Raw genomic sequence first — 23,388 nt, forward strand, 5'->3', positions numbered from 1 at the left:
TAACATAGACAAGTTACTTTGACTAGCATTTTCACTTGAATCTGAGGCCTTTAGGAAAATAATTTTTCAAAACATTTCCAGTCACCTTAGCAAAGCCCAAACCATTTCCTTGAACTAAAACTTGGTACCAACCATTTGGCAGACTTTCCGCCAGCTGAACGGTTTCTCCAGCAACATACTTTACAAACGCTTCTTGGTCAATTTCAAGCGACTGCTTGACCTGACTCGGTTTCAAGGCCAGACCAAGAGCAAAACTAGGCTCAAAGCGTTTCTTCTTAAAAGTACCCAAATGCAGGCCATTGCGAGCTATCTTGAGTTTCCCTAAATCCGGCAAAAGTTCTGGCAAGAGATAGAGTTGGTCACCAAAAGTCTGCAAGATTCCTCTTAGATTGACCTTTAAGTGTTTTTGGGCAAATTCCTGCCACAAGGCAACTTGTTCTCGGCTGAGATTGCTCTTACTTTCCTTAAATTTAGGAGCTGGATTGTCACCTTTAAATTGTAAATGGGCGACAAACTGCCCCTCTCCCTTAAAATGATGAGGATACATCCTAGCCGTTTCTGGCAGGTCAATTCCAGCTACCATTCCATTGATATGTTCAATTGGCAACAAATCAAAATCATACTCTTCCAGCAACCAATTGACAATCTCTTCGTTTTCCTCAGGTGCCCAGGTACAGGTCGAATAAACCAAGCGACCACCTTGAGCTAGCATGGTCACTGCATCTGCTAGAATTTCTCTTTGCAAACTAGCACATTGACTCGGATAATCTAAGCTCCAATAGTCCATAGCATCTGGTTGCTTACGGAACATCCCTTCACCAGAGCAAGGGGCATCAAGGACAATGAGGTCAAAATAGCCCTTAAAAACCTTGGCCAAGCGGTCAGCAGATTCATTGGTCACCACGACATTTATCGCTCCAAAGCGCTCCATGTTTTCTACTAAAATCTTAGCCCGTTTGCTTGAAATTTCGTTTGAAACCAAGATACCTTCACCTGCTAGATAGGCTGCCAGTTGGGTTGATTTGCCACCCGGTGCAGCTGCCAAGTCCAAAACCTTCATACCAGGACTGGGCTGGGCTACCTGAGCAACCATCTGAGCAGCAGGTTCTTGCGAATAAACCAAACCAGTAGCATGCTCAGGTGATTTCCCTGAAACCTTCCCATAATGTCCCCAAGGGGTTTGAGGAATGGCATCAGAAAAGGAAAGTTGCTCTTCTTTTAAGGGATTGACCCGAAAGGCCGAAACCGCTTCCTCCTCAAAAGAGGCAAGAAAATCTCTTGCCTCATCTCCTAGTATCTCTTCATATTTTTCAACAAATCCTTCTGGAAATTGCATTTAAGTTCTTTTCCTTTCGTAAATATAGGACTGAATTTCCTCCTGCATCTCAAGAGGCACCATCATGACCGGCTGTCTGGTTTGAAAATCAGGAGCTTCACCAGATAGGGTCACCACCCGATAGCCCAGACTTTCCCCTAAAATACTAGCCGCAGCATAATCCCATGGTTGCAGATAAGTGACATAGGTCAACAAACGCCCTGATAAAATCTTGGCAAAACTAATAGCCGCACTCCCATAGACACGTACACCGAGGACCGCTCGACCCAAATCAGCCAAGCCCCATTCATTGGTTTCCAACATACCACTATTCCCTGCAATGAGAAAATCTCCAAGTGGTTTTGGTTTAAAGGGAGCTAGGGGCTTATCATTTAGACAAACTGGAAACTTACCACCACCGTGATAACAATCCCCCTTGACCACATCATAAATCAGACCAAACTGTCCCTGACCATTTTCAAAATAAGCCATCATAACAGCAAAATCTTCCTGCTGGGCGACAAAATTATTGGTACCATCAATGGGATCAATGACCCAAACCTTGCCCTCTTGAACCGAAGCTCGCAGACAACCTTCTTCAGCACAAATCTTATCCTCAGGATAACGGGACAAAATCTCACCAACCAAGAGTTCCTGAACTTCCTTGTCCAGTTTGGTCACCAAATCTGTTGGAGAGGACTTGATCTCAACACACAAGTCTTCCTGCATGTGGTCAAGGATGTACTGGCCCGCTTTCTTAACAAGTTCTTTGGCAAATTCAAATTTACTTTCCAAGAGAAATCTTTCCTTCCCCTTTTTCCTTAGCCGCCTGAACCGCTCGGTAAAGCGAATAGCCACTAACTGTTTCAAATTCTCGTCCCAAACGTTTCTCTTCACTCTTGCTTGGCACAACCGCTTTAAATTCCTTATAGGAGTCCAGTAACTTTTTAGCCTCTACCTTGCCTTCATAGGCGGCTTCAACATCATTAAAAAAAGAAAGCACTGAAGCAAGTTCTTCAGTGCTCCACGACAAATCTAGTGGGTAACTATACTGTTTGTTCATTAACTAATACCAGCTCTCATTCTTGCTTCTTTTAGTTCTTGCTTACGGTAACTACGAGGGAGAAAAGCACGAATCTCATCTTCATTAAAACCGATTTGCATGCGTTTGGCATCGATAATAATTGGACGACGCAAAAGACTAGGATACTGCTCAATCAAATGAAGCAATTCCGATACCGAAATACTCTCTACATCAATATCCAATTTTTGAAAAATTTTTGAACGAGTTGAAATGATGTCATCAGTACCATTTTCGGTCAAGGAAAGGATGTGTTGCAATTCTTTTCTTGTTAAAGGACTGGTCATAATATTGTGCTCCACAAAGGGAACCTTATGTTTTTCTAACCAGGCCTTCGCCTTACGACATGATGTACAGCTCGGTGATAGAAATAGTGTAATCATGCTTTTCTCTTCTTATCTATACTTTGCTAATTCTATTATACAAAAAAATAAAGCGCTTGACTAGAGATTTTTAGAAAAAAAGCCTATTTTTTCAAGAAAAATAGACTGTTTGCGAACGATTGATACAATTGGATTTGGTTAATTAACTCTTAACGATGGTTTCAAATGATATACATTTTTATATATACAAATTAAAAACATCTTTCTTTTCACTTCTTACGACTTTTTAGACACAGATAGCCAAAGAAGCTTTCATAGAGGGCGAAAAAGAGGAGGAAGGCATGAAGGAAAAAGGTCTCTGGCAAAATCAGAATCACTGGATCCTTGGCTGGGTCAAAAAGCCAGGTATCATCTCCCACAAAGAGAATTTGATGGAAAAGGGTAAAGAATTGGTCAAAACCAATCAACACTCCCCCAAGCCCAATCAGTAAAGGCAAAACCACTAGAGCCAAAAGCCCCTTACTAAATAAAGACAAAAAGCCCTTTTTCACAATCCCTTTGACAAAGACGTAAAAACTTGGCAGTGTCACTAGGGCTACTAGCTGAACCAAGTGGAAGAGATTCTTGACCACCGCAAAGTGGTGCAGACCAGCTGCTGACGAACGAAAATCTGGCATCTCTAGGACCTGACTAAATGGATTGGTCAGATAATTCATCAAGATATGAAAGTTGTACTGAATGGTTTCTGGTTTTAGATAAACTCGATCCGTCAAGTTCAGCCACTCAATCTCCAAAGGATAAAAAATCCAAGCCAGATAGATAGTCAGAAGGATTGAGAGGGAGAGAAGAAAGAGCATAGAGCTCCAAAAGGTCAGTTTAGTTTTCATCAAAATCCCACTCCGCTAGACTAGAAACCACATGAGTCGGTGCGATTGGCAGGTCTGCTACTTCTTCTGCCTTGGTAAAACCTGTTGTCACCAAGAGAGTTGGAATGCCATTGTCAATCCCTGCTCGGATATCCGTCAGATAGTTGTCCCCGACCATGATTAACTCTTCACGTTCCAAACCTAAGGGCTCAACCGCCTTGTTCATAATGATAGCATTTGGTTTCCCGATATAAACAGGCTTCACTCGTGTTGCCACTTCAAGAAGTGTAATCAGTGAACCAGCACCAGGCAAAAGACCACGCTCTGTTGGGATATTGAGGTCAGGATTGGTTCCGATAAAATGAGCTCCCTTTTGGATAGCCAGAGTTGCTGTGGCAAATTTTTCATAGTCGACTTGCCAGTCCAGACCTACTACCACATAGGCAGGATTTTCCTTGTCTTCGACATATCCAGCCGCCTTAATGGCTTCCTTGAGCCCTGCTTCTCCGATGACATAGACGGTCTTTTCAAGACCCAAGTCGTTCATATAGTCGATAGTGGCCAAAGTAGCTGTGTAGACAGTCGATAGGGGAGTATCGATATTAAAATTCTGAGCCAACATCTCTTGAACACTCTCTGGAGTGCGGGTTGTATTGTTAGTCACAAAGAGATAGGGGATGTCTCGCTTTTGCAATTCACGGACAAAAGCCTCCCCTGCTGGGATTCTGTCTTTCCCCTTATAAATGGTTCCGTCTAAATCAATTAAATAGCCTTTATATTTCATCTATTTCTCCCTAATCCTTTTTTTCTTGCCAAGTGATGATAGCTTGGGCATTGGTAGCCCCATCACTTGTAATCTCATGTTTGCTCTCCAGTCCAGTCCGTTCAACAGCCGATGTAATCACCCCACCTGGTCGAACTTCCTTGACATACTTGAGGTTGATTTTCTTGGGAATATAGTGGGTCAAAAAGTCCGCTCCCATGACCTCAAAAATCCAGTCCAAGTATTTACTGTTATTGACATGACCATTCATATCCAAGTCGTAAAAACGAACATGGTAATCCTTACTGATTGGATTTTCCAAACTTTGATATTTAGGTCCTCGCAGCAATTTTTTGGAAAACTCAGACTGGTAAGGAGCCACAATCTCAGGTTCTACTGCATGGACTTTTCGACTGTCTCGATCCATGAGAACAAAGGTCGCCATCATGTGGATAAGCTCCTGTCCCGCCTCATCATAAATGGTAAAGCGACGGTAGCAAAAGAGTCGATTGTAGCTCAGGGCTTCCGTTTCGATGGTAATTTCTTCCGCAAAACGAGGCAAACGAACCACCTCAATATCGTATTCTGTGATAATCCAGACCAGATTATAGTCTTCCAAAATGATCTTATCACTCACTCCCAGTTCAATCGACTGCATCCCTGAAACTTGAAGGGATAGCAATATCACATCTGGAAGCTTGATATGACCATTCATATCAGCCATATCAAAAGGAATTTTCATTTTCATTTGATAAGTTAAGCCCATCATCCTACTCCAAAATAAATCGTTCTGCTACGGTGTCTCCTAAAAAGAGACCTCTCTTTGTCATACGCACGCAGTCACCCTCTATTTGCATGAGACCTTGTTGAACCAAATCTCTGACAATTTGTCCATAAAGTCCATCAAAAGACCGGCCAAATTTTTCCTCAAATCGCGCCATGGAGACTCCTGATTTCTTTCGGAGTCCCAAGAACATTTCCTCTTCCATTTGCTCCTTTTGACTCAGGTGTTCTTCTGTGATCCGAGCATTGCCTTCCTCAACTGCACTGAGATAATGACGAATCGGACCATGATTTTTATATCGAACACCATTGACATAACCGGATGCCCCAGCACCAATGCCATAGTATTCAGCATTGTCCCAGTATATAAGATTGTGGCGACTTTCAAAACCGGGTTTGGAGAAATTGGAAATCTCATAATGCTCAAAACCAGCTCGCTCAAGCTCAGTGATGATGTACTCAAACATCTCAGCTTCCAGCTCTTCCTTAGGCAGAGGTAATTTTCCTCGCCGCATCCGATTCATAAAGACCGTATGGTTTTCTAAAATCAAGCTATAGAGGCTCATGTGGGGAATATCCAGTCCAATGGCTTTAGCCACATTTTCCTTGACCTGCTCCATTGTCTGGCCAGGCAGCGCATAAATCAAATCAATGGATATGTTGTCAAAACCAGCCAGTTTCAGGCGGTCGATATTTTCATAAATATCTTTCTCCAAATGACTGCGCCCAATTTTTTTCAGCATCTTGTCGTCAAAGGTCTGCACACCTAGTGAAACACGATTGACAGCCGAGTTTTTCAAAACAGCTATCTTATCTGCATCCAAGTCACCTGGATTAGCTTCAATGGTCAACTCTTCTAAGACAGACAAGTCCAAGTTTTCAGTCAAGCCCTTCAATAACACCTCCAATTGAGAAGCTGACAAAGCTGTCGGTGTGCCACCACCGATATAGAGGGTTCTCAATTTTTGAATATCATAAGATTGAAACTCTTCTAACAGATGTTCCAAATAACTATCTACCGGCTGATTCTTGATGAAGACTTTTGAAAAGTCACAATAATAACAAATCTGGGTACAAAATGGGATGTGCACATAGGCTGACGTTGGTTTTTTCTGCATAGTAATTATTATACCACAAAAGCGAACAATACTCAGAATTCCCTTTAACAAAATCCTAGCATTGTTCGCTTTCTTTATCTAAACATTCTTTGTATTTTATGACGAACACGATTCCCAGAACCAATCTAGTTTGTCTTTACAATACAAAAGAATGAATGTTCATTTGACTAAATTTTTAGTCTTCTTTTTTCTTGCGAGCTACAAGTCCAAATCCACTCAATAGTCCAAGAAGTCCTAGAGAGGCAAGAGTCGCATTTGATTCTGTTCCTGTATTTGGCAATACATTTTGAGAATCATTTGATTTAGCTCCGTTATCACTAGCATCTGTAGTATCTTCATGATCTGCATTCGGTGTAACTGCATCTGGAATTGGAGTTGTTGGCGCAGGTGTATCTTGACCAGAATCTCCATTAGTATCAGGTGTGACTGGTATTTCTACCTTAGTTCCTGGTTTACCATTTCCTTTGTCGTACTCTGGTGTGTAGATGTCTTTGTCTTTTTCTCTAACCGTTACTTCCACTGGAACGATATCTTTTGAACCGTCTGGGTAAGTTACTGTGATTTCTCCTGTAATCTTATCGCCTGGTTTCGCTCCTTCTGGAATGGTTACGGTTACTGTACCATCTTTGCCAACTGTGATTCCTGGTGTATCACTTTCGAACTTAGTTCCTTCTGGAATTGGTTTTCCAGCTTTTTCTTTCAATGGTAATTCTACAGTTCCACCCGGTTTGCCATTTCCTTTGTCGTACTCTGGGGTGTAGATGTCTTTGTCTTTCTCTCTAACCGTTACTTCTACTGGAACGATATCTTTTGAGCCATCTGGGTAAGTTACTGTGATTTCTCCTGTAATCTTATCGCCTGGTTTTGCTCCTTCTGGGATTGTAATAGTTACTGTACCATCTTTGCCAACTGTGATTCCTGGGGTATCACTTTCGAACTTAGTTCCTTCTGGAATTTCTTTGCCAGCTTTCTCTTTCAATGGTAATTCAACAGTGCCACCTGGTTTGCCGTTTCCTTTGTCGTACTCTGGGGTGTAGATGTCTTTGTCTTTTTCTCTAACCGTTACTTCCACTGGAACGATATCTTTTGAATCGTCTGGGTAAGTTACTGTGATGGTTCCTGTAATCTTATCGCCTGGTTTCGCTCCTTCTGGAATGGTTACGGTTACTTTACCATCTTTGTCGACTGTAATTCCTGGGTTATCACTTTGGAATTTAGTTCCTTCTGGAATTTCTTTGCCAGCTTTTTCTTTCAATGGTAATTCTACAGTTCCACCCGGTTTGCCATTTCCTTTGTCGTACTCTGGGGTGTAGATGTCTTTGTCTTTTTCTCTAACCGTTACTTCCACTGGAACGATATCTTTTGAATCGTCTGGGTAAGTTACTGTGATGGTTCCTGTAATCTTATCCCCTGGTTTCGCTCCTTCTGGAATGGTTACGGTTACTGTACCATCTTTGCCAACTGTAATTCCTGGTGTATCACTTTGGAACTTAGTTCCTTCTGGAATTTCTTTTCCAGCTTTCTCTTTCAATGGTAATTCAACAGTGCCACCTGGTTTACCATTTCCTTTGTCGTACTCTGGTGTGTAGATGTCTTTGTCTTTCTCTCTAACCGTTACTTCCACTGGAACGATATCTTTTGAATCGTCTGGGTAAGTTACGGTGATTTCTCCTGTAATCTTATCGCCTGGTTTCGCTCCTTCTGGGATTGTTACGGTTACTGTACCATCTTTGCCAACTGTGATTCCTGGGTTATCACTTTCGAACTTAGTTCCTTCTGGAATTTCTTTGCCAGCTTTCTCTTTCAATGGTAATTCGACTGTGCCACCTGGTTTGCCATTTCCTTTGTCGTACTCTGGGGTGTAGATGTCTTTGTCTTTCTCTCTAACCGTTACTTCCACTGGAACGATATCTTTTGAATCGTCTGGGTAAGTTACGGTGATTTCTCCTGTAATCTTATCGCCTGGTTTCGCTCCTTCTGGGATTGTTACGGTTACTGTACCATCTTTGCCAACTGTGATTCCTGGGTTATCACTTTCGAACTTAGTTCCTTCTGGAATTTCTTTGCCAGCTTTCTCTTTCAATGGTAATTCGACTGTGCCACCTGGTTTGCCATTTCCTTTGTCGTACTCTGGGGTGTAGATGTCTTTGTCTTTTTCTCTAACCGTTACTTCTACTGGAACTTCATCTTTTGAGCCGTCTGGGTAAGTTACGGTGATGGTTCCTGTAATCTTATCGCCTGGTTTCGCTCCTTCTGGGATTGTTACGGTTACTGTACCATCTTTGCCAACTGTGATTCCTGGGGTATCACTTTCGAACTTAGTTCCTTCTGGAATTTCTTTTCCAGCTTTCTCTTTCAATGGTAATTCGACTGTGCCACCTGGTTTGCCATTTCCTTTGTCGTACTCTGGGGTGTAGATGTCTTTGTCTTTTTCTCTAACCGTTACTTCCACTGGAACGATATCTTTTGAATCGTCTGGGTAAGTTACTGTGATGGTTCCTGTAATCTTATCCCCTGGTTTCGCTCCTTCTGGAATGGTTACGGTTACTGTACCATCTTTGCCAACTGTAATTCCTGGTGTATCACTTTGGAACTTAGTTCCTTCTGGAATTTCTTTTCCAGCTTTCTCTTTCAATGGTAATTCAACAGTGCCACCTGGTTTACCATTTCCTTTGTCGTACTCTGGTGTGTAGATGTCTTTGTCTTTCTCTCTAACCGTTACTTCCACTGGAACGATATCTTTTGAACCGTCTGGGTAAGTTACGGTGATTTCTCCTGTAATCTTATCGCCTGGTTTCGCTCCTTCTGGGATTGTTACGGTTACTGTACCATCTTTGCCAACTGTAATTCCTGGGGTATCACTTTGGAATTTAGTTCCTTCTGGAATTGGTTTTCCAGCTTTCTCTTTCAATGGTAATTCGACTGTGCCACCTGGTTTGCCATTTCCTTTGTCGTACTCTGGGGTGTAGATGTCTTTGTCTTTCTCTCTAACCGTTACTTCCACTGGAACGATATCTTTTGATCCGTCTGGGTAAGTTACTGTGATTTCTCCTGTAATCTTATCGCCTGGTTTCGCTCCTTCTGGGATTGTTACGGTTACTGTACCATCTTTGCCAACTGTAATTCCTGGGGTATCACTTTGGAATTTAGTTCCTTCTGGAATTGGTTTTCCAGCTTTCTCTTTTAATGGTAATTCGACAGTGCCACCTGGTTTACCATTTCCTTTGTCGTACTCTGGTGTGTAGATGTCTTTGTCTTTTTCTCTAACCGTTACTTCCACTGGAACGATATCTTTTGATCCGTCTGGGTAAGTTACTGTGATTTCTCCTGTAATCTTATCCCCTGGTTTTGCTCCTTCTGGGATTGTAATAGTTACTGTACCATCTTTGCCAACTGTGATTCCTGGGGTATCACTTTCGAACTTAGTTCCTTCTGGAATTTCTTTTCCAGCTTTTTCTTTCAGTGGTAATTCGACTGTGCCACCTGGTTTACCATTTCCTTTGTCGTACTCTGGTGTGTATTTATCTTTGTCTTTATTAGTTACCGTAACTCTTACAGGTACTTCTTCTTTTGATCCATCTGGATACGTTACTTTGATTGTACCTGGGAATTCATCTCCTGGATTTTTATCTTCAGGGATTGTGACAGTTACTTTACCTTTATCATCTACTGTGATTCCTGGTGTTAGACTTTCAAACTTAGTTCCTTCTGGAATTGTCTTACCATCTTTTTCTTTTAATGGTAATTCTACAGTTCCACCTGGTTTCCCTTCTCCATCATCATATTTAGGAGTGTAGATATCTCTATCTGGAGTTGTTACTGTTACTTTAACTGGTACCTCTTCTTTTGATCCATCTGGATACGTTACTTTAATCGTACCTGGGATTTCATCTCCTGGATTTTTATCTTCAGGGATTGTGACAGTTACTTTACCTTTATCATCTACTGTGATTCCTGGTGTTAAACTTTCAAACTTAGTTCCTTCTGGAATTGTCTTACCAGCTTCTTCTTTTACTGGTACTTCAACCTTAGCTCCTGGAATTCCACTTCCATCATCATACTTAGGATTGTATTTATCCGCTTGTTCTTGGACTGTAATCGTAATCGTTTGTGTCGTTACATTGCCGTCCTTATCATGCGCTTTGATAGTTACAGTATAGTCACCTTTATTTCCTGTTGGTGTTCCTGTAATTTGTCCATTCGCATAAGTTAATCCTTCTGGTAAATCTGTTACTTCTACTGGATTTTCTTCTCTTAAGCCTGATCCACCTTCGTTATCCGTTACAGTTACTGGAATTGGAGTGATTGGTTCGTTCTTCGTTACGGTTGCACCTTCAGCTGTAATTGTTGGGCCTGTTACGTCTTTTACAGTTACTGGTACTGTTACTTCTTCACTTGATCCATCTGGATATGTTACTTTAGCAACCGCATTTCCAACATTACCTTTTGTAACTGTTGATGGTTTACTTACAACTGTAACGGTTCCTGGACCATTACCTTTTACTTTAGCAATGACTTCTGAATCTTCAATCACATGATTTTGATCAACCGTTAAACCTTCTCCTGTTGGATTGTATTTATCCGCTTGTTCTTGGACCTTGATTGTGATTGTTTCAGTTGTTTCATTACCATCCTTATCATACGCTTTAATCGTTACAGGGTAGTCACCTTTAGGTGCTGTTGGGGTTCCTGTAATTTCTCCATTCGCATATGTTAAACCATCTGGTAATCCTGTTACTTCCACTGGATTTTCTTCACGTAATCCACGTCCACCTTCATTGTCTTTTACAGTGACTTTGATTGGTGTAATTGGTTCATTTTTCGTTACTGTTGCTCCATCAGCTGTAACTTTTGGGCCTGTTACGTCTGATACAGTTACTGGTACTTTCACTTCATCAGTTGAACCATCTGGGTACGTTACTTTTACAATCGCATTTCCTGCATCACCAAACGTTGATGTTGATGGTGTGCTTGTAACAGTCAGCTCTCCTGGACCGTTATCTTTTACTTTACCTGTCACTTCATCATCTGTAATAGTGTGACCTTGATCAACTTTCAGACTATCTCCTGTTGGATTATATTTATCCGCTTGAGTTTGAACTGTGATAGTAATTTGTTTTTCTGTAGAGTTACCATCTTTATCGGTTGCTTTGATCGTTACAGTATAACCACCTTTTTCAGCTGTTTTAGCTGGTGTTCCTGTAATTTCTCCATTTGCATATGTTAAACCATCTGGTAATCCTGTTACTTCTACTGGATTTTCTTCACGTAACCCACGTCCACCTTCATTGTCCGCTACGTTTACTGGAATTGGAGTAATTGGTTCATTTCTAGTTACTGTTGCTCCATCAGCTGTGATTGTTGGGCCTGTTACGTCTTTTACAGTGACTGGTACATCTACTGTTTCACTTGATCCATCTGGGTACGTAACTGTTACTACTGCATTAGGTACATTATCTGTTTTTGCTGTTGATGGTTTACTTGTAACTGTTAGCGAACCTGGTGCGTAATCTTTTACTTTAGCTTTCACTTCGTCATCTGTAATTTCATGACCTTGGTTTACTGTTAAGCCCTCAGCTGTTGGAGTGTACTTATCTTTTTGTTCTTGAACAATAATCGTAATTTTAATTGGGGCTTCACTTCTATTACCGTTTTTATCAAATGCGGTAATTGTTACAGGGTATTCACCCTTATCTGCTGTTGGTTTTCCTGTGATTTTTCCATCTGTGAAAGTTAATCCATTTGGTAATCCTTCTACTACGATTGGATCATTATCACGCATTCCAACCCCACCTGGGTTATCTTCAGCTCTAATTGGAATTGGTGTGATTTCTTCATTTTTCGTTACAGTTGCACCTTCTGCTATAATTGTTGGTCCTGTAGTATCAGCTACTGACGTATCGCGTACTGTTACCGGTACATTTACATCTTCAAATGATCCATCTGGATACGTTACTGTTACTACTGCGTCTTCTGGGTTTCCTACAACTGCTGTTGTTGGTTTGCTCTTAACTGTCAATTGAGTTGCTGGTGCGTAATCTTTCACCTTAGCGATCACTTCTGAATCTTCAATCACATGATTTTGATCAACCGTTAATCTTTCTCCTCTTGGATTATGAGCATCCGCTTGGCTTTGTACGGTAATCTTAATCGTAGTTGTTGACGGATTATCGTTTTTATCATATGCCGTAATGGTTACTGTACTTTCACCTGCTGTTCCAGTTGGTTTACCAGTAATTTGACCATTCGCATACGTTAATCCTTCTGGTAGGCCTGTTACTACGATTGGATTTGTATCACGCATTCCAACTCCGCCCGTATTATCTTTAGCCGTTACAGAAATTGGCGTGATGTCTTCACGATTTGTAACTGTGGCATTATTAGCTGTAATCGTTGGACCAGTTACGTCTTTTACCTTAATTGGAACATTTACTAAGTCATGTGATCCATCTGAGTAAGTTACTTTCACAACTGCATTTCCTGGTGAACCTGCTGTTGCTGTTGATGGTTTGCTTACAAGTGAAAGTGTTCCTTTTCCAGGATTGTTTACTTTAGGAGTTAATTTTTCAATTGTAATGTCTTCATTTTGGTTGACTGTTAATTCCGTTGCAGTTGGAGTGTACTTGTCAGCTTGTTCTTGGACGTGAATTTTAACTTTTTTCGTTGAAGGCGTATTGTTCTTGTCATACGCTGTAATTGTTAATGTATAGAACCCTTTTCTTGCTGAAGTTTTACCTGTAATGTTTCCATTTGAATATGTTAATCCTGCTGGTAAATTACTTACTGTAATTGGATTTGTTTCACGCATTCCAACTCCGCCTGCATTATCTTCAGCTGTAATTGGAATTGGTGTGATTTCTTCATTTTTCGTTACAGTTGTTTCTTCTGCTGTAATTGTTGGTCCTGTTACGTCTCTTACAGTTACTGGAACAGTTACTGTGTCATGTGAACCGTCTGGGTAAGTCACTTTAACAACTGCATTTCCTGCTGAACCTGCTGTTTCTGTTGAAGTTGGTTTACTTTGAACAGTTAGTTTTCCTGGGGCAAAGTTTTTCACTTTTTCTTTCACAGCGTCATCCGAAATGGCTTGTCCTTGATTTACAGTTAATGTTTCTCCAGTTGGATTGTATTTATCCGCTTGTTCTTGAACTTTAATCGTAATGTTCGTTGTAGTTGGGTTTCCATTCTTGTCATACGCTGTAATCGTTACAGGGTAATCCCCTTTTCCTGCTGTTGGCGTTCCAGTGATTCGATTATTCGCATATGTTAATCCTGTTGGTAATCCAGTTACTTCGATTGGATTCTTATCACGTAATCCTACTCCACCTGGATTATCCACAGCTGTTACTGAAATAGGTGCAATTGGCTCATTTTTCGTTACCGTTGCTCCATTTGCTGTGATTGTTGGTCCAACTGTATCACGTGCTGTTACCGTAAAGTTGAAGTTTACTGGATCTGCATTATTTCCATCATTATCTGCAGCGTTAAATGTAATCGTATTTTGTTTACCGATATCTTCAGCTGAAGTTGTAATTGAAATACGAACAACTTTTTCTGTTTCAGTTGTTTTTACTGGTGTATAAGTTGCTTTACCTGCATTCACACGACCAAGGTATTTATTTAAGAAATCTGTAGCATTCAATGTAACAGAAGTATTATCTTTTGCTGTTACTGTAAATTCTACTTTTTCACCTTCAACGACTGTTTGACTTGACGGTGTAATCGTTAATGTTGGTTTTTGAGCATCTTTTGCATTTTGTTTAGCTGCTGGACTCTCAAGAACCACATTGTTATCAATTGTCTTAGACACTTTTGCAGATACTTCTTTACCATCTGCTACTTCAAGGTCAGTGATTTTCACAACACCTTGAGGTGTTACAGATACTTTATCCGTTGGTTTACCATTTACTGTCCAGTTACCTCCTGTTTTAGTAACGGTTACCGTTTCAGGAGTTGTTTTTCCTGTTGGAGTATAAGTCAATGTAATCGTATCAATATCTTGAGGATTATTACTATTTGGACGTTTTGGTGGTGTAATTTCCACGCTACCATCTTTATTTGCCACTACGTTAGGTGCTGTTGGAGTCACTGCAAGAACTACTTGACGCTTAATTTCAGCTGGGGCAAATATTGGTCTAGTTGTACTATTTGTATCTGTATAAGCAGTTGGGAATTTTGCTACAGCATATCGTGTATATTTACCTGAATTATCAAGTGTTATTCCTGGTTCTAACTTATCTCCAGATTTCCATGTCCATACCATACCTTGAGGTAAATAACTGTTTCCACGATCTCTTTGGTCGTTGCTATCTACTACTTTAAGGTAATTATGAGCATCAACATTTGTAGGGCTATTTGCGATATTTAGAGTTGAGCCTACTGGAACTTTTGCGATACCATTTTCAAGATTTTTAGTTGTAATATCCACAACACGGTACTTGAATTTCAAGTCACTGCTGTCAGCTGCACTGCTTCCCTCTACATGAAGAGTTCCGATATGTTCTCCTAATGTTTGAGTATCGATTACTCTACCTGAAGACAAGCGAGTTTTATACTTCTTATCTTCTGAACTTCCATCTTTACCCGTTTGAGCTGTAAAACTAGAAGGTCTTACTCCATACGGAAGATTTCCAACTGTTACTTTTGAGATGGTACCTGAGTTATCCCACACTTTCAATTCAGGGTTAAATTCAGCACCACGATAGACTGTAAATATTGGTGAATTAGCTGTTTCTGTTAAAGTAACACCATTTAGTGTAGCTTGTGGTTTTTGAACATCTTTTGCAATTGCTTTTGCAGGATCTGAATCCGCACCATTTCCATTTTTAGTAATAGCAGTTACTTCTGTTAAATCTTTTACTTTATTGGCTGGGATTGTAATTTCACCGTTATTTGCATCAATTCGCACATCAGGATTATTTACAGTCCATTTACCATTTGTTCCTTTATTTCCTTCAGCTGTTTTTTGCTTGTTATCTTCACCTGTAAAGCTTACTTTGATTTTATCTACTTTTGTAAAATCTTGTGGTTTTGCAGTTACATCCCCATTATCCTTAGCTGTCGCAATTGGTTTTGCAGCCTTGTCATCCACAACATGAACGGGTGCATCAACAATAAACGTTCCACGTTGTGGTATTACTACTTCTACCTTACCATAAACAGGTTTTCCTGACTCAGTAGCTTTTGATACATCAGGATCTTTAAACCAACGATACGTTGTACCTCCTGGTAAATTATCGGTATTTCCAATACTCTTAATAGCATCTGGGACAACTCCCACTTTTGTAGTTTGCTCTTTAGAAACTGGTTGGAAAGTATACTGATTTGCCTCCTCTGGTTTCAATGGCAATGTACCGATAATAGCATTTTCACCCGTTCTATAACGAATGCGTCCTGTAGTTGTATACCCTCCATAGGCAATATACGGATCATTCGCTAAGCGTGATTTGATTTCTGATAACATCGGATTGCTTTTATTTTTATCTACCCAATCCGACATAATACTTTGATCCAATTCATCCCCTTCTAAAACTTTTGTTTTAAAAGTTATGATTGAACGTTGACCACGAACAACATTTAATTTATCTTCTATAACACCTCTAACAAGATTGTATTCAAGACGGTTCTTCTTGATACCTAACATATCCAGGACTCGAGGGAATGCATCTGCATTAGGCTCTGTCCCATCTCCGCTATTCTTTCGATAAATATTTCTCTGCCACCCATTTGATGGTTCTATATAATCCAGCCATCCGTCTACATTTTCAGGATAAGATGCCCCCGAACGTCGGACACCATCTTTTACATATGCTCGATAAGCTGAATTCTCATATTCCCATGCCGATGCACTTCCAAACTCCTCATGAGATATTTGTTTTCCATCTTTGTATTTTGTATAAGTAAACTCATACGGATCCCCAACTGTACGCGGAATAGCAAGTGAGATTTTCTTAGAAGAACCTGCAAGAGCATTTGCTGCCGGACCTGAGTCTAAAATCCAATAGTAATACTTATTGCCATTGTCTTCAACTCGCATCTCACGATACACACGAATGTTATCATAAGCTTGTTCAGCTTTTCCTTTACTTACAAAAGCATACTGCTTAGTATCTGGTAAGAATACATCGCGGTGTGAATAGTCAATCATAGGGTTTTTATTCCATCCAACACCGAAGTCTGTTACTTTCGTGTCACGTACTGTACTTGTTCCAGAACCTACTTCTTTCCCATTCTTTTTAATAACTGTTGTAATAACGGCATCGTTCACCATCAATTTCGTATCAACATTGACTGTGAAGTATCCATTTGATTGTGATCTAGTCGTGTATTTTTGTCCACCAATTGATATTTCTACATCAGCTTCTGCTGCTGTATATCCATCAACTTGAGCAATACCAGCTAAACTGTCATTGAATGATACAGTATCTGTTTTCTTTACAGTAGTATTAGAAACACTTTGTCCATTCACTACTAAGTCAACTCTATCTCCAACTTCAATACCTGGGGCATTTAATTTGAAGGCTCCTGTATCATCTAATTTAGAAGTCAGTATCGTTTTCCCATTTTTCTTAATTTCAATTGTCGAAGATGGTGTTGCATATCCTGTAACAAATCCAGAATTTGCTACAACGAGATCTAATTTTCCACGTTTGGTATTTTTATCAATAGGTGCTGAGCGAAGATCAGATCCTTCTTCCATGGTTTCGCCATTACGTGAATCACGAGACCCAGTATTAGCAATCGTATTTTTGCCTTCTTTTACTACTTTTTCAGGAGTGCCAATCTTAGGCATTGAAGATAATATAAACAATTTATCGCTAAGCGTTTTAGCTGCCGCATCTACTTCAGCTTGTGTTAACCCAAGACTATTGTTATTAAGCACACTATTAGCTGTTTCTAAATCTGCCTGGATTGCAGCAAGGGTCGAAGCTGGAGCTTTTTCTTTGTTGACTTTATCCAAGAGTTCTTGAACTTTTGTAATATTAGCCTGTAATTTAGTCTTATCTAATGTTTGTTTTTCAACTACCTCTTTATCAAGGGCAGTAGTCTCGTTTTCAGATGCATTCTCAGTTGAAGTTTCAGGTAGTTTCTCAGATAAAGTCTCAGCCGGATTCTCAGCTGTGGTTAGTGATTTTTCTTCTTTACCTGTAGTTAGAGAATCTTCTGTTTTAGGCAAATCTACTATTGTAGCAGTATGAGCCTCTTCTTTATCTGGGATAACCGGTGCTTCAGTAGTATCTGAAACTTGAGCAGCTTCAACTCGGACAGCCTGATGCCCAGACAAAAACAGTAGTGCCGCAACAGCTACTGAAGCTGCACCAAAGCTATATTTACGAATAGAAAAGCGTAAAACCTTTTCACGTTGGTGTCGATTTACTTTATATGAATTCGATTTGTGTTCCATTTCTCCTCCCAAGGAAAATATAATAAAAAAGCAATCTTTATAACTTCAACTCCTTAAAAAGAGTTAAGCTACAAAAATCACTATGATGATTGCTATAGGCAAATAACATCACAGCCATCACAGCCATCACAGCTATCACAGCTATCACAGCTATCACAGCTATCACAGCTATCACAGCTATCACAGCTATCACAGCTATCACAGCTATCACAGCTATCACAGCTAATTATACCATTTTCAACATATTTAAACAACTATAAATCGGTTTGTTTTATCAAATAAATTTAAAAATATTTAGCAAAATATTTAATTGTTTTATAAAATATCAATATATTATATTTTATAAAAAAAAGAGAGGTTTCCCTCTCTGTCAAATCTAGATTTTTTCTTCTTTGATATCAATCACAATCTCTTCTGATTCATCAAGAATTTCGGCCTTTTCTTGCCATTGCTCCTTAAGATTATTGAATTGATTTTTTGATGCTTCTGTCGCTTGAAAAGCATAGGATTTAGCTTGAGCAAGTACACTGTCCACAGTGATTTCACCTGACTCAACCTGTTCTTTGGTTTTCAGAACGAAATCTGTAGCCTGCTCCTTGACTTCTGTCAGTTTTTCACAGACCTGCTCCTTGGCATACTCAGGATCTTCTCTCAAATCATCCAGAAAATCTTGAGCCTGACTGCAAACTTGTTTGCCCTTGTCGCTTGTTAAAAACAAGGCAAGAGCTGCACCTGAAACGGTTCCTAAAAGGATTGAGGATAGTTTACCCATAAGGATTCTCCTTTTTTATTTTTTTAAAAATTTACTTGCGAGACGAAGAGCTGACAAACTTGCCCCAGTCTTGAGTGTTTTTGAACCAGCTGATGAAGCTTTCTTACTCAAGACACGCGCATGGTCATTGAGATCTGAAACGGATAGAGATAAATCTGCAACAGCACTAAAGAGTGGATCAATCGTTGCCATCTTGACATTGATATCATCTGCCAAGACATTAACCTTAGCCAGCAACTCATTGGTGTGATGCAAGGTCACATCCACATCTGAAGTCAAGGTTTTAATCGTCTTTTCTGTTTCATCAATAACACGTCCAAGCTTTTGTACAGTAATGATTAGATAGACTAAAAAGACAATCAAAGCTAGGGCAACAAGAATATATGCAACTTCTAACATTTAGTTTTCCTCCTCTGTAATATAGTAAGGGGCCTTCTTTCGATTTTGATAAATAACGATCATTATACCGAGACCGATAAGGACAACTGATAGCCATTGAGACACTCGAAGTCCAAAGAACATGAGGCTATCTGTTCGCATGCCTTCAATAACCATACGACCGAAACCATACCAAATCAAGTAGAAAGCAGTGATATGACCTCGTCTGAGACTCTTCCATTTTCTTCTGAATATCAAAATCAAGGCAAAGCCAAGCAGATTCCATAGAGACTCATAAAGGAAAGTCGGTTGACGGTAGCTCCCCTCAATATACATCTGGTCACGGATAAAGGCAGGTAGATAATTCAGATTATCCACTGCTGCACCATAAGCTTCTTGGTTAAAGAAATTGCCCCAGCGTCCCAAACTTTGGGCAATCATGACGCTAGGCGCCGCAATATCTAGGAAATCCCAAGTATTGATGAGTTTACGATCAGCAAAGATATAGAGCACAAGAGCCCCGGTAATCAAACCACCGTAAATAGCCAAACCACCATTCCAAATGGCAAAAATCTCTCCTACATTCTGACTATAATAATCAAAACGGAAAATGACATAGTAGAGACGAGCTCCTAAAATAGCCAAAGGAAAGGCTATCAAGATAAAATCTAAAATATCGTCTGGTATAATCTTCTTTCTAGGCGCTTCTTTCATGGTCAAATAAACCGCAAGAATCAAGCCTGTCACAATACATAAGGCATACCAACGAATGGCTAGGGGTCCTAGTTGAATAGCAATTGGATCAAGCATTTTGCACCTCATTTCGAGCGATGAGATTTGTCAAGCGTTCTTCGAACAAACGAGTCGCATCAAAGCCCATTTCCTTGGCACGATAATTCATGGCAGCAGCCTCAATCACGACAGAAATATTACGACCTGTTTTAACTGGGATACGGATACGAGGAATGGCTACGCCAGAAATTTCAAGTTCCTCTGGATTGTTTCCAAGACGATCAAAAGTCTTATGCGTATCGTAATTTTCCAAATAGACAGCAAGCTGAACCTGTGAAGAATCCTTGACAGCACTGGCACCGTAGAGACTCATAACATCGATAATCCCAACTCCACGAATTTCAATCAAGTGTTTCAAAATTTCAGCTGGTTCACCCCAGAGAGTAATCTCATCCTTGGCAAAGATATCAACACGGTCATCGGCTACCAAACGGTGACCACGTTTGACAAGTTCCAGACCTGTCTCACTCTTACCAATTCCACTATCTCCCTGAATCAAGACGCCCATTCCATAGATATCCATCAAGACTCCATGCACACTGGTCCGTTCTGCCAAACGAGAATCCAGATAGCTAGATAACTCTCCAGACAAACGACTAGTAGCCGTACGGCTGGTTAAAATGGCAATCTTACATTCTCTGGCTGCCTTTAACATCTCCTCTGGAACCACCAAACCACGGGCAACAATGACCGCAGGTGTCTCAGGTAGAAACATTTTTTTCAAAACTTCATAACGGCTGTTGGAAGGCATGCTAATCAGATAAGACCACTCCTTCATCCCCAAGAGCTGAATCCGCTCTGGCGTGTAGTAGTCAAAGTAGCCTGTCATTTCAAGACCAGGTCGCGTAATATCCGCTATATTGATTTCCTTTTCAAGCAATTCTGGTTCGCCATAGACAATGTCTAGTCTAAGCTTTTCAATCACTTCTTTTACTAAAACCGACATCATTTCCTCCTTCAATCGAGTTCTTTTTACTATTATATCAAATTGTAGGAGGATATTTCAGATTTTTGCAGGCTTTGGAGTATTTATTTATACTCAATGAAAATCAAAGAGCAAACTAGGAAACTAGCCGAAGGTTGCTCAAAGCACTGCTTTGAGGTTGTAGATAAGACTGACGAAGTCAGCTCAAAACACTGTTTTGAGGTTGTAGATGGAACTGACGTAGTCAGTATCCTACACATACGGCAAGGCGACGTTGACGTGGTTTGAAGAGATTTTCGAAGAGTATTAAAAGAAAAAGGACTAGATTTCTCTAGCCTTTCATTTCTAATTAGAATTTTTTACGTTTACGAGCTGCTTCTGATTTACGTTTACGTTTTACAGAAGGTTTTTCATAGAATTCACGTTTGCGTGTTTCTTGAAGAGTACCAGCTTTAGTAACCGCACGTTTGAAACGACGAAGTGCGTCGTCAAGAGATTCATTCTTACGTACCACTGTTTTAGACATTTTTTTCACTCCCTTCAAGTTCAATATCTATTTTATTCTACACGTAAAAGGAATAATTGTCAAGTAAAAATGAGGTTTAATTTTGATTTTTTCTTCCATTTATACAAGAGTTGAAAGCGCTCAATAGAACATTGCTTTTTATTTTTCAAGTAAGCTGAGCGCTTCAGCATCCGCAATAATAGTCACATCAGGGTGATTTTGTAAGCTACTTGCTGGTAGAGACTCAGTAACTGGGCCAGACACTGTTCCAGCGATGGCTTCTGCTTTTGACTCACCGTAAGCAAAAAGAAGGATTGACTTGGCATCCAAAATGTTTTTAATCCCCATTGAAATGGCTTGGGTTGGAACGTCTTCAATCTTGTCAAAGAAGCGAGCATTAGCTTCGATAGTCGACTGGTCAAGTTCTACTAGATGCGTTTGACTGTCAAATAGAGTACCAGGTTCATTAAAGCCGATATGCCCATTGCGACCGATTCCCAAGATTTGGAGGTCAACTGGATGGTCAGCCAAAATTTGGTTGTAGCGTTCCACTTCAGCTTCAGCATGATCCTTAACACCACGAGGCAAGAAACTTTCTTTAAATGGTTTTTGGTTAAACAAGTTTTCTTGCATGAAGTGACGGTAAGACTGAGGATTGTCGCCATCAAGGCCTACATACTCATCAAGGTTGACACTGGTTAGATTTGAAAAATCAAGGTCACTCTCAACAATTTCCTTGTAAAATTCAAGTGGGCTACTTCCTGTCGCAAGTCCTAGGGTTTGAGCTCCATTGGCCAATTTTTCCTTCAAAATCTCAAAAGCAACTTTTCCACCTTCGATTTGGTTTTCAACTTTGATAACTTTCATCTTTTCATCCTCCATTTCTGTCTATATTCATTATATGGTATAGACCAATTTTTGTCAAGTGAAAACGATTTAATTTCTAAAAAAAGAGCGACTATACTTGAAACATGTTATAATGGATAGGATTAGAACTTAGAAAGAATGAACAGATATATGAATACAGCTGATTTTGACTTCCACTTGCCTGAGGAATTGATTGCCCAAACGCCCCTTGAAAAACGAGATGCTTCTAAACTCCTCATTGTCAACCGTGAGACGGGAGAAATGCAGGACAAACACTTCCACTCTATTATTGATATGCTGGAACCTGGTGATGCCCTTGTCATGAACGACACCCGAGTTCTCCCTGCCCGCCTCTATTGTCAAAAGGAAGAAACTGGAGGCCATGTGGAACTGCTCCTGCTCAAAAATACTGCCGGAGATGAGTGGGAGGTTCTGGCAAAACCTGCCAAACGCCTCAAGATTGGTACACGTGTCAGTTTTGGTGATGGTCGCCTCAGCGCTGTCGTTACAGAAGAATTGACCCATGGGGGCCGCATTGTCCGCTTTGAATACCAAGGAATTTTCCTAGAAGTCTTGGAAAGTCTGGGAGAAATGCCTCTGCCACCTTATATCCACGAAAAACTGGATGACCGTGAACGCTATCAAACGGTCTACGCCAAAGAAAGTGGCTCTGCTGCAGCGCCGACTGCTGGACTGCACTTCACCAAAGAACTGCTAGCAGAAATCCAAGCCAAGGGTGTTCATCTGGTCTATCTGACTCTTCATGTCGGACTCGGAACCTTTAGACCTGTTTCAGTTGACAATCTGGACGAACACGAAATGCACTCAGAATTCTACCAACTTTCTGAGGAAGCTGCTGCCACCCTTCGATCTGTCAAGGAAAATGGAGGCCGTGTCATCGCTGTCGGAACCACTTCTATCCGCACCTTGGAGACTATTGGTTCCAAGTTTGAGGGGCAAATCCAAGCAGATTCTGGCTGGACCAATATCTTTATCAAACCTGGGTATGAGTGGAAGGTCGTGGATGCCTTCTCAACCAACTTCCACCTGCCAAAATCAACTCTGGTCATGTTGGTTTCTGCCTTTGCTGGCCGTAAATTAGTCTTAGACGCTTACCACCATGCCATCCAAGAACACTATCGCTTCTTTAGTTTTGGCGATGCCATGTTTATTTATTGAGAAAGAATTTCTCTAAATCTTCTAATACCAATAAATCGATAAGATATTATATCTACAATAGATTGCGTTGACTCTCCAAATTGATTCATCTATATTTTATTTCAGCTTCCTATATTTTCTTCGCTGTTTGTAAATCAAAATGCAAGATACATGAGTAGCACCATATTTGTTACTCTTATCTGTCCTCTCAAGAGACTATTATGAGTTGTTTCAGAATCATTCACTACTTTGACCCTGACTCTCCTTAGTCTCAAAATCAAAGACTTATACTCTTCAAAAATCTCTTCAAACCGCGTCAACGTCACCTTGGATTATAT

General features: G+C 40.3%; 17 protein-coding genes. 2 read left to right on the forward strand and 15 right to left on the reverse strand.

Annotated elements, in window-relative coordinates; translation table 11 throughout:
- Positions 1-31: 31 nt before the first annotated feature.
- The 13 genes from HWX15_RS08645 to hprK form a co-directional block, all read right to left on the reverse strand.
- A complete protein-coding gene (locus tag HWX15_RS08645; RefSeq protein ID WP_175880877.1) occupies positions 32-1,336 on the reverse strand; it encodes an RsmF rRNA methyltransferase first C-terminal domain-containing protein in 1,305 nt (434 codons plus the stop codon).
- Positions 1,337-2,110 carry an inositol monophosphatase family protein gene (locus tag HWX15_RS08650; protein WP_175880878.1) on the reverse strand — a complete coding sequence of 258 codons (774 nt, stop codon included), beginning with the start codon at positions 2,108-2,110 and terminating at the stop codon, positions 1,337-1,339.
- Complete coding sequence (locus HWX15_RS08655; RefSeq protein WP_001041971.1) at positions 2,100-2,378, reverse strand: UPF0223 family protein; 279 nt, start codon at positions 2,376-2,378, stop codon at positions 2,100-2,102. The genes HWX15_RS08650 and HWX15_RS08655 overlap by 11 nt, the downstream gene beginning before the upstream one ends.
- Positions 2,378-2,779 carry a Spx/MgsR family RNA polymerase-binding regulatory protein gene (locus HWX15_RS08660; RefSeq protein ID WP_000631257.1) on the reverse strand — a complete coding sequence of 134 codons (402 nt, stop codon included), beginning with the start codon at positions 2,777-2,779 and terminating at the stop codon, positions 2,378-2,380. Before HWX15_RS08660 ends, HWX15_RS08655 begins: the two co-directional genes overlap by 1 nt.
- Before the next feature lie 209 nt (positions 2,780-2,988).
- Positions 2,989-3,606, reverse strand: coding sequence for a TIGR01906 family membrane protein (locus HWX15_RS08665; protein WP_175880879.1), 618 nt, complete (start codon positions 3,604-3,606; stop codon positions 2,989-2,991).
- Entirely contained in the window at positions 3,596-4,369 is a 774-nt protein-coding gene (locus tag HWX15_RS08670; RefSeq protein ID WP_175880880.1) for a TIGR01457 family HAD-type hydrolase, read from the reverse strand. The genes HWX15_RS08665 and HWX15_RS08670 overlap by 11 nt, the downstream gene beginning before the upstream one ends.
- Positions 4,370-4,379: 10 nt before the next feature.
- Complete coding sequence (locus tag HWX15_RS08675; protein ID WP_175880881.1) at positions 4,380-5,114, reverse strand: acyl-[acyl-carrier-protein] thioesterase; 735 nt, start codon at positions 5,112-5,114, stop codon at positions 4,380-4,382.
- A 4-nt stretch (positions 5,115-5,118) separates the two neighbouring features.
- On the reverse strand, positions 5,119-6,249 hold the full coding sequence (hemW, locus tag HWX15_RS08680) for a radical SAM family heme chaperone HemW (RefSeq protein ID WP_175880882.1): 1,131 nt from the start codon (positions 6,247-6,249) through the stop codon (positions 5,119-5,121).
- Positions 6,250-6,424: 175 nt separating this feature from the next.
- Complete coding sequence (locus HWX15_RS08685) at positions 6,425-17,653, reverse strand: YPDG domain-containing protein (protein WP_175880883.1); 11,229 nt, start codon at positions 17,651-17,653, stop codon at positions 6,425-6,427.
- Between the two features lie 376 nt (positions 17,654-18,029).
- Complete coding sequence (locus HWX15_RS08690; RefSeq protein WP_175880884.1) at positions 18,030-18,425, reverse strand: YtxH domain-containing protein; 396 nt, start codon at positions 18,423-18,425, stop codon at positions 18,030-18,032.
- A 15-nt stretch (positions 18,426-18,440) separates the two neighbouring features.
- Positions 18,441-18,824 (reverse strand): DUF948 domain-containing protein, encoded by a 384-nt coding sequence (locus HWX15_RS08695; RefSeq protein ID WP_173276076.1) that lies wholly within the window; start codon positions 18,822-18,824, stop codon positions 18,441-18,443.
- The gene (gene lgt, locus HWX15_RS08700; protein ID WP_175880885.1) at positions 18,825-19,613 is read right to left on the reverse strand and encodes a prolipoprotein diacylglyceryl transferase; all 789 of its coding nucleotides are present in this window, start codon (positions 19,611-19,613) and stop codon (positions 18,825-18,827) included. It lies immediately after the preceding gene.
- Positions 19,606-20,541 carry an HPr(Ser) kinase/phosphatase gene (gene hprK, locus HWX15_RS08705; RefSeq protein ID WP_175880886.1) on the reverse strand — a complete coding sequence of 312 codons (936 nt, stop codon included), beginning with the start codon at positions 20,539-20,541 and terminating at the stop codon, positions 19,606-19,608. Before hprK ends, lgt begins: the two co-directional genes overlap by 8 nt.
- A 96-nt stretch (positions 20,542-20,637) precedes the next feature.
- On the opposite strand from hprK, the gene HWX15_RS10065 reads away from it, so the two are divergent.
- The gene (locus HWX15_RS10065; protein ID WP_254867372.1) at positions 20,638-20,808 is read left to right on the forward strand and encodes a hypothetical protein; all 171 of its coding nucleotides are present in this window, start codon (positions 20,638-20,640) and stop codon (positions 20,806-20,808) included.
- 61 nt (positions 20,809-20,869) lie between these two features.
- Here HWX15_RS10065 and rpsU read toward each other — a convergent pair whose 3' ends face one another.
- Positions 20,870-21,046, reverse strand: a complete 177-nt coding sequence (gene rpsU / locus HWX15_RS08715) for a 30S ribosomal protein S21 (protein WP_000048054.1) — start codon at positions 21,044-21,046, stop codon at positions 20,870-20,872.
- Between the two features lie 138 nt (positions 21,047-21,184).
- Positions 21,185-21,892, reverse strand: a complete 708-nt coding sequence (locus HWX15_RS08720) for a glucosamine-6-phosphate deaminase (protein ID WP_175880887.1) — start codon at positions 21,890-21,892, stop codon at positions 21,185-21,187.
- A gap of 150 nt (positions 21,893-22,042) precedes the next feature.
- On the opposite strand from HWX15_RS08720, the gene queA reads away from it, so the two are divergent.
- Positions 22,043-23,071 (forward strand): tRNA preQ1(34) S-adenosylmethionine ribosyltransferase-isomerase QueA, encoded by a 1,029-nt coding sequence (queA, locus tag HWX15_RS08725; RefSeq protein ID WP_175881012.1) that lies wholly within the window; start codon positions 22,043-22,045, stop codon positions 23,069-23,071.
- Positions 23,072-23,388 lie beyond the last annotated feature (317 nt).

Source organism: Streptococcus thalassemiae, assembly GCF_903645285.1.
GTDB classification, from domain to species: domain Bacteria; phylum Bacillota; class Bacilli; order Lactobacillales; family Streptococcaceae; genus Streptococcus; species Streptococcus thalassemiae.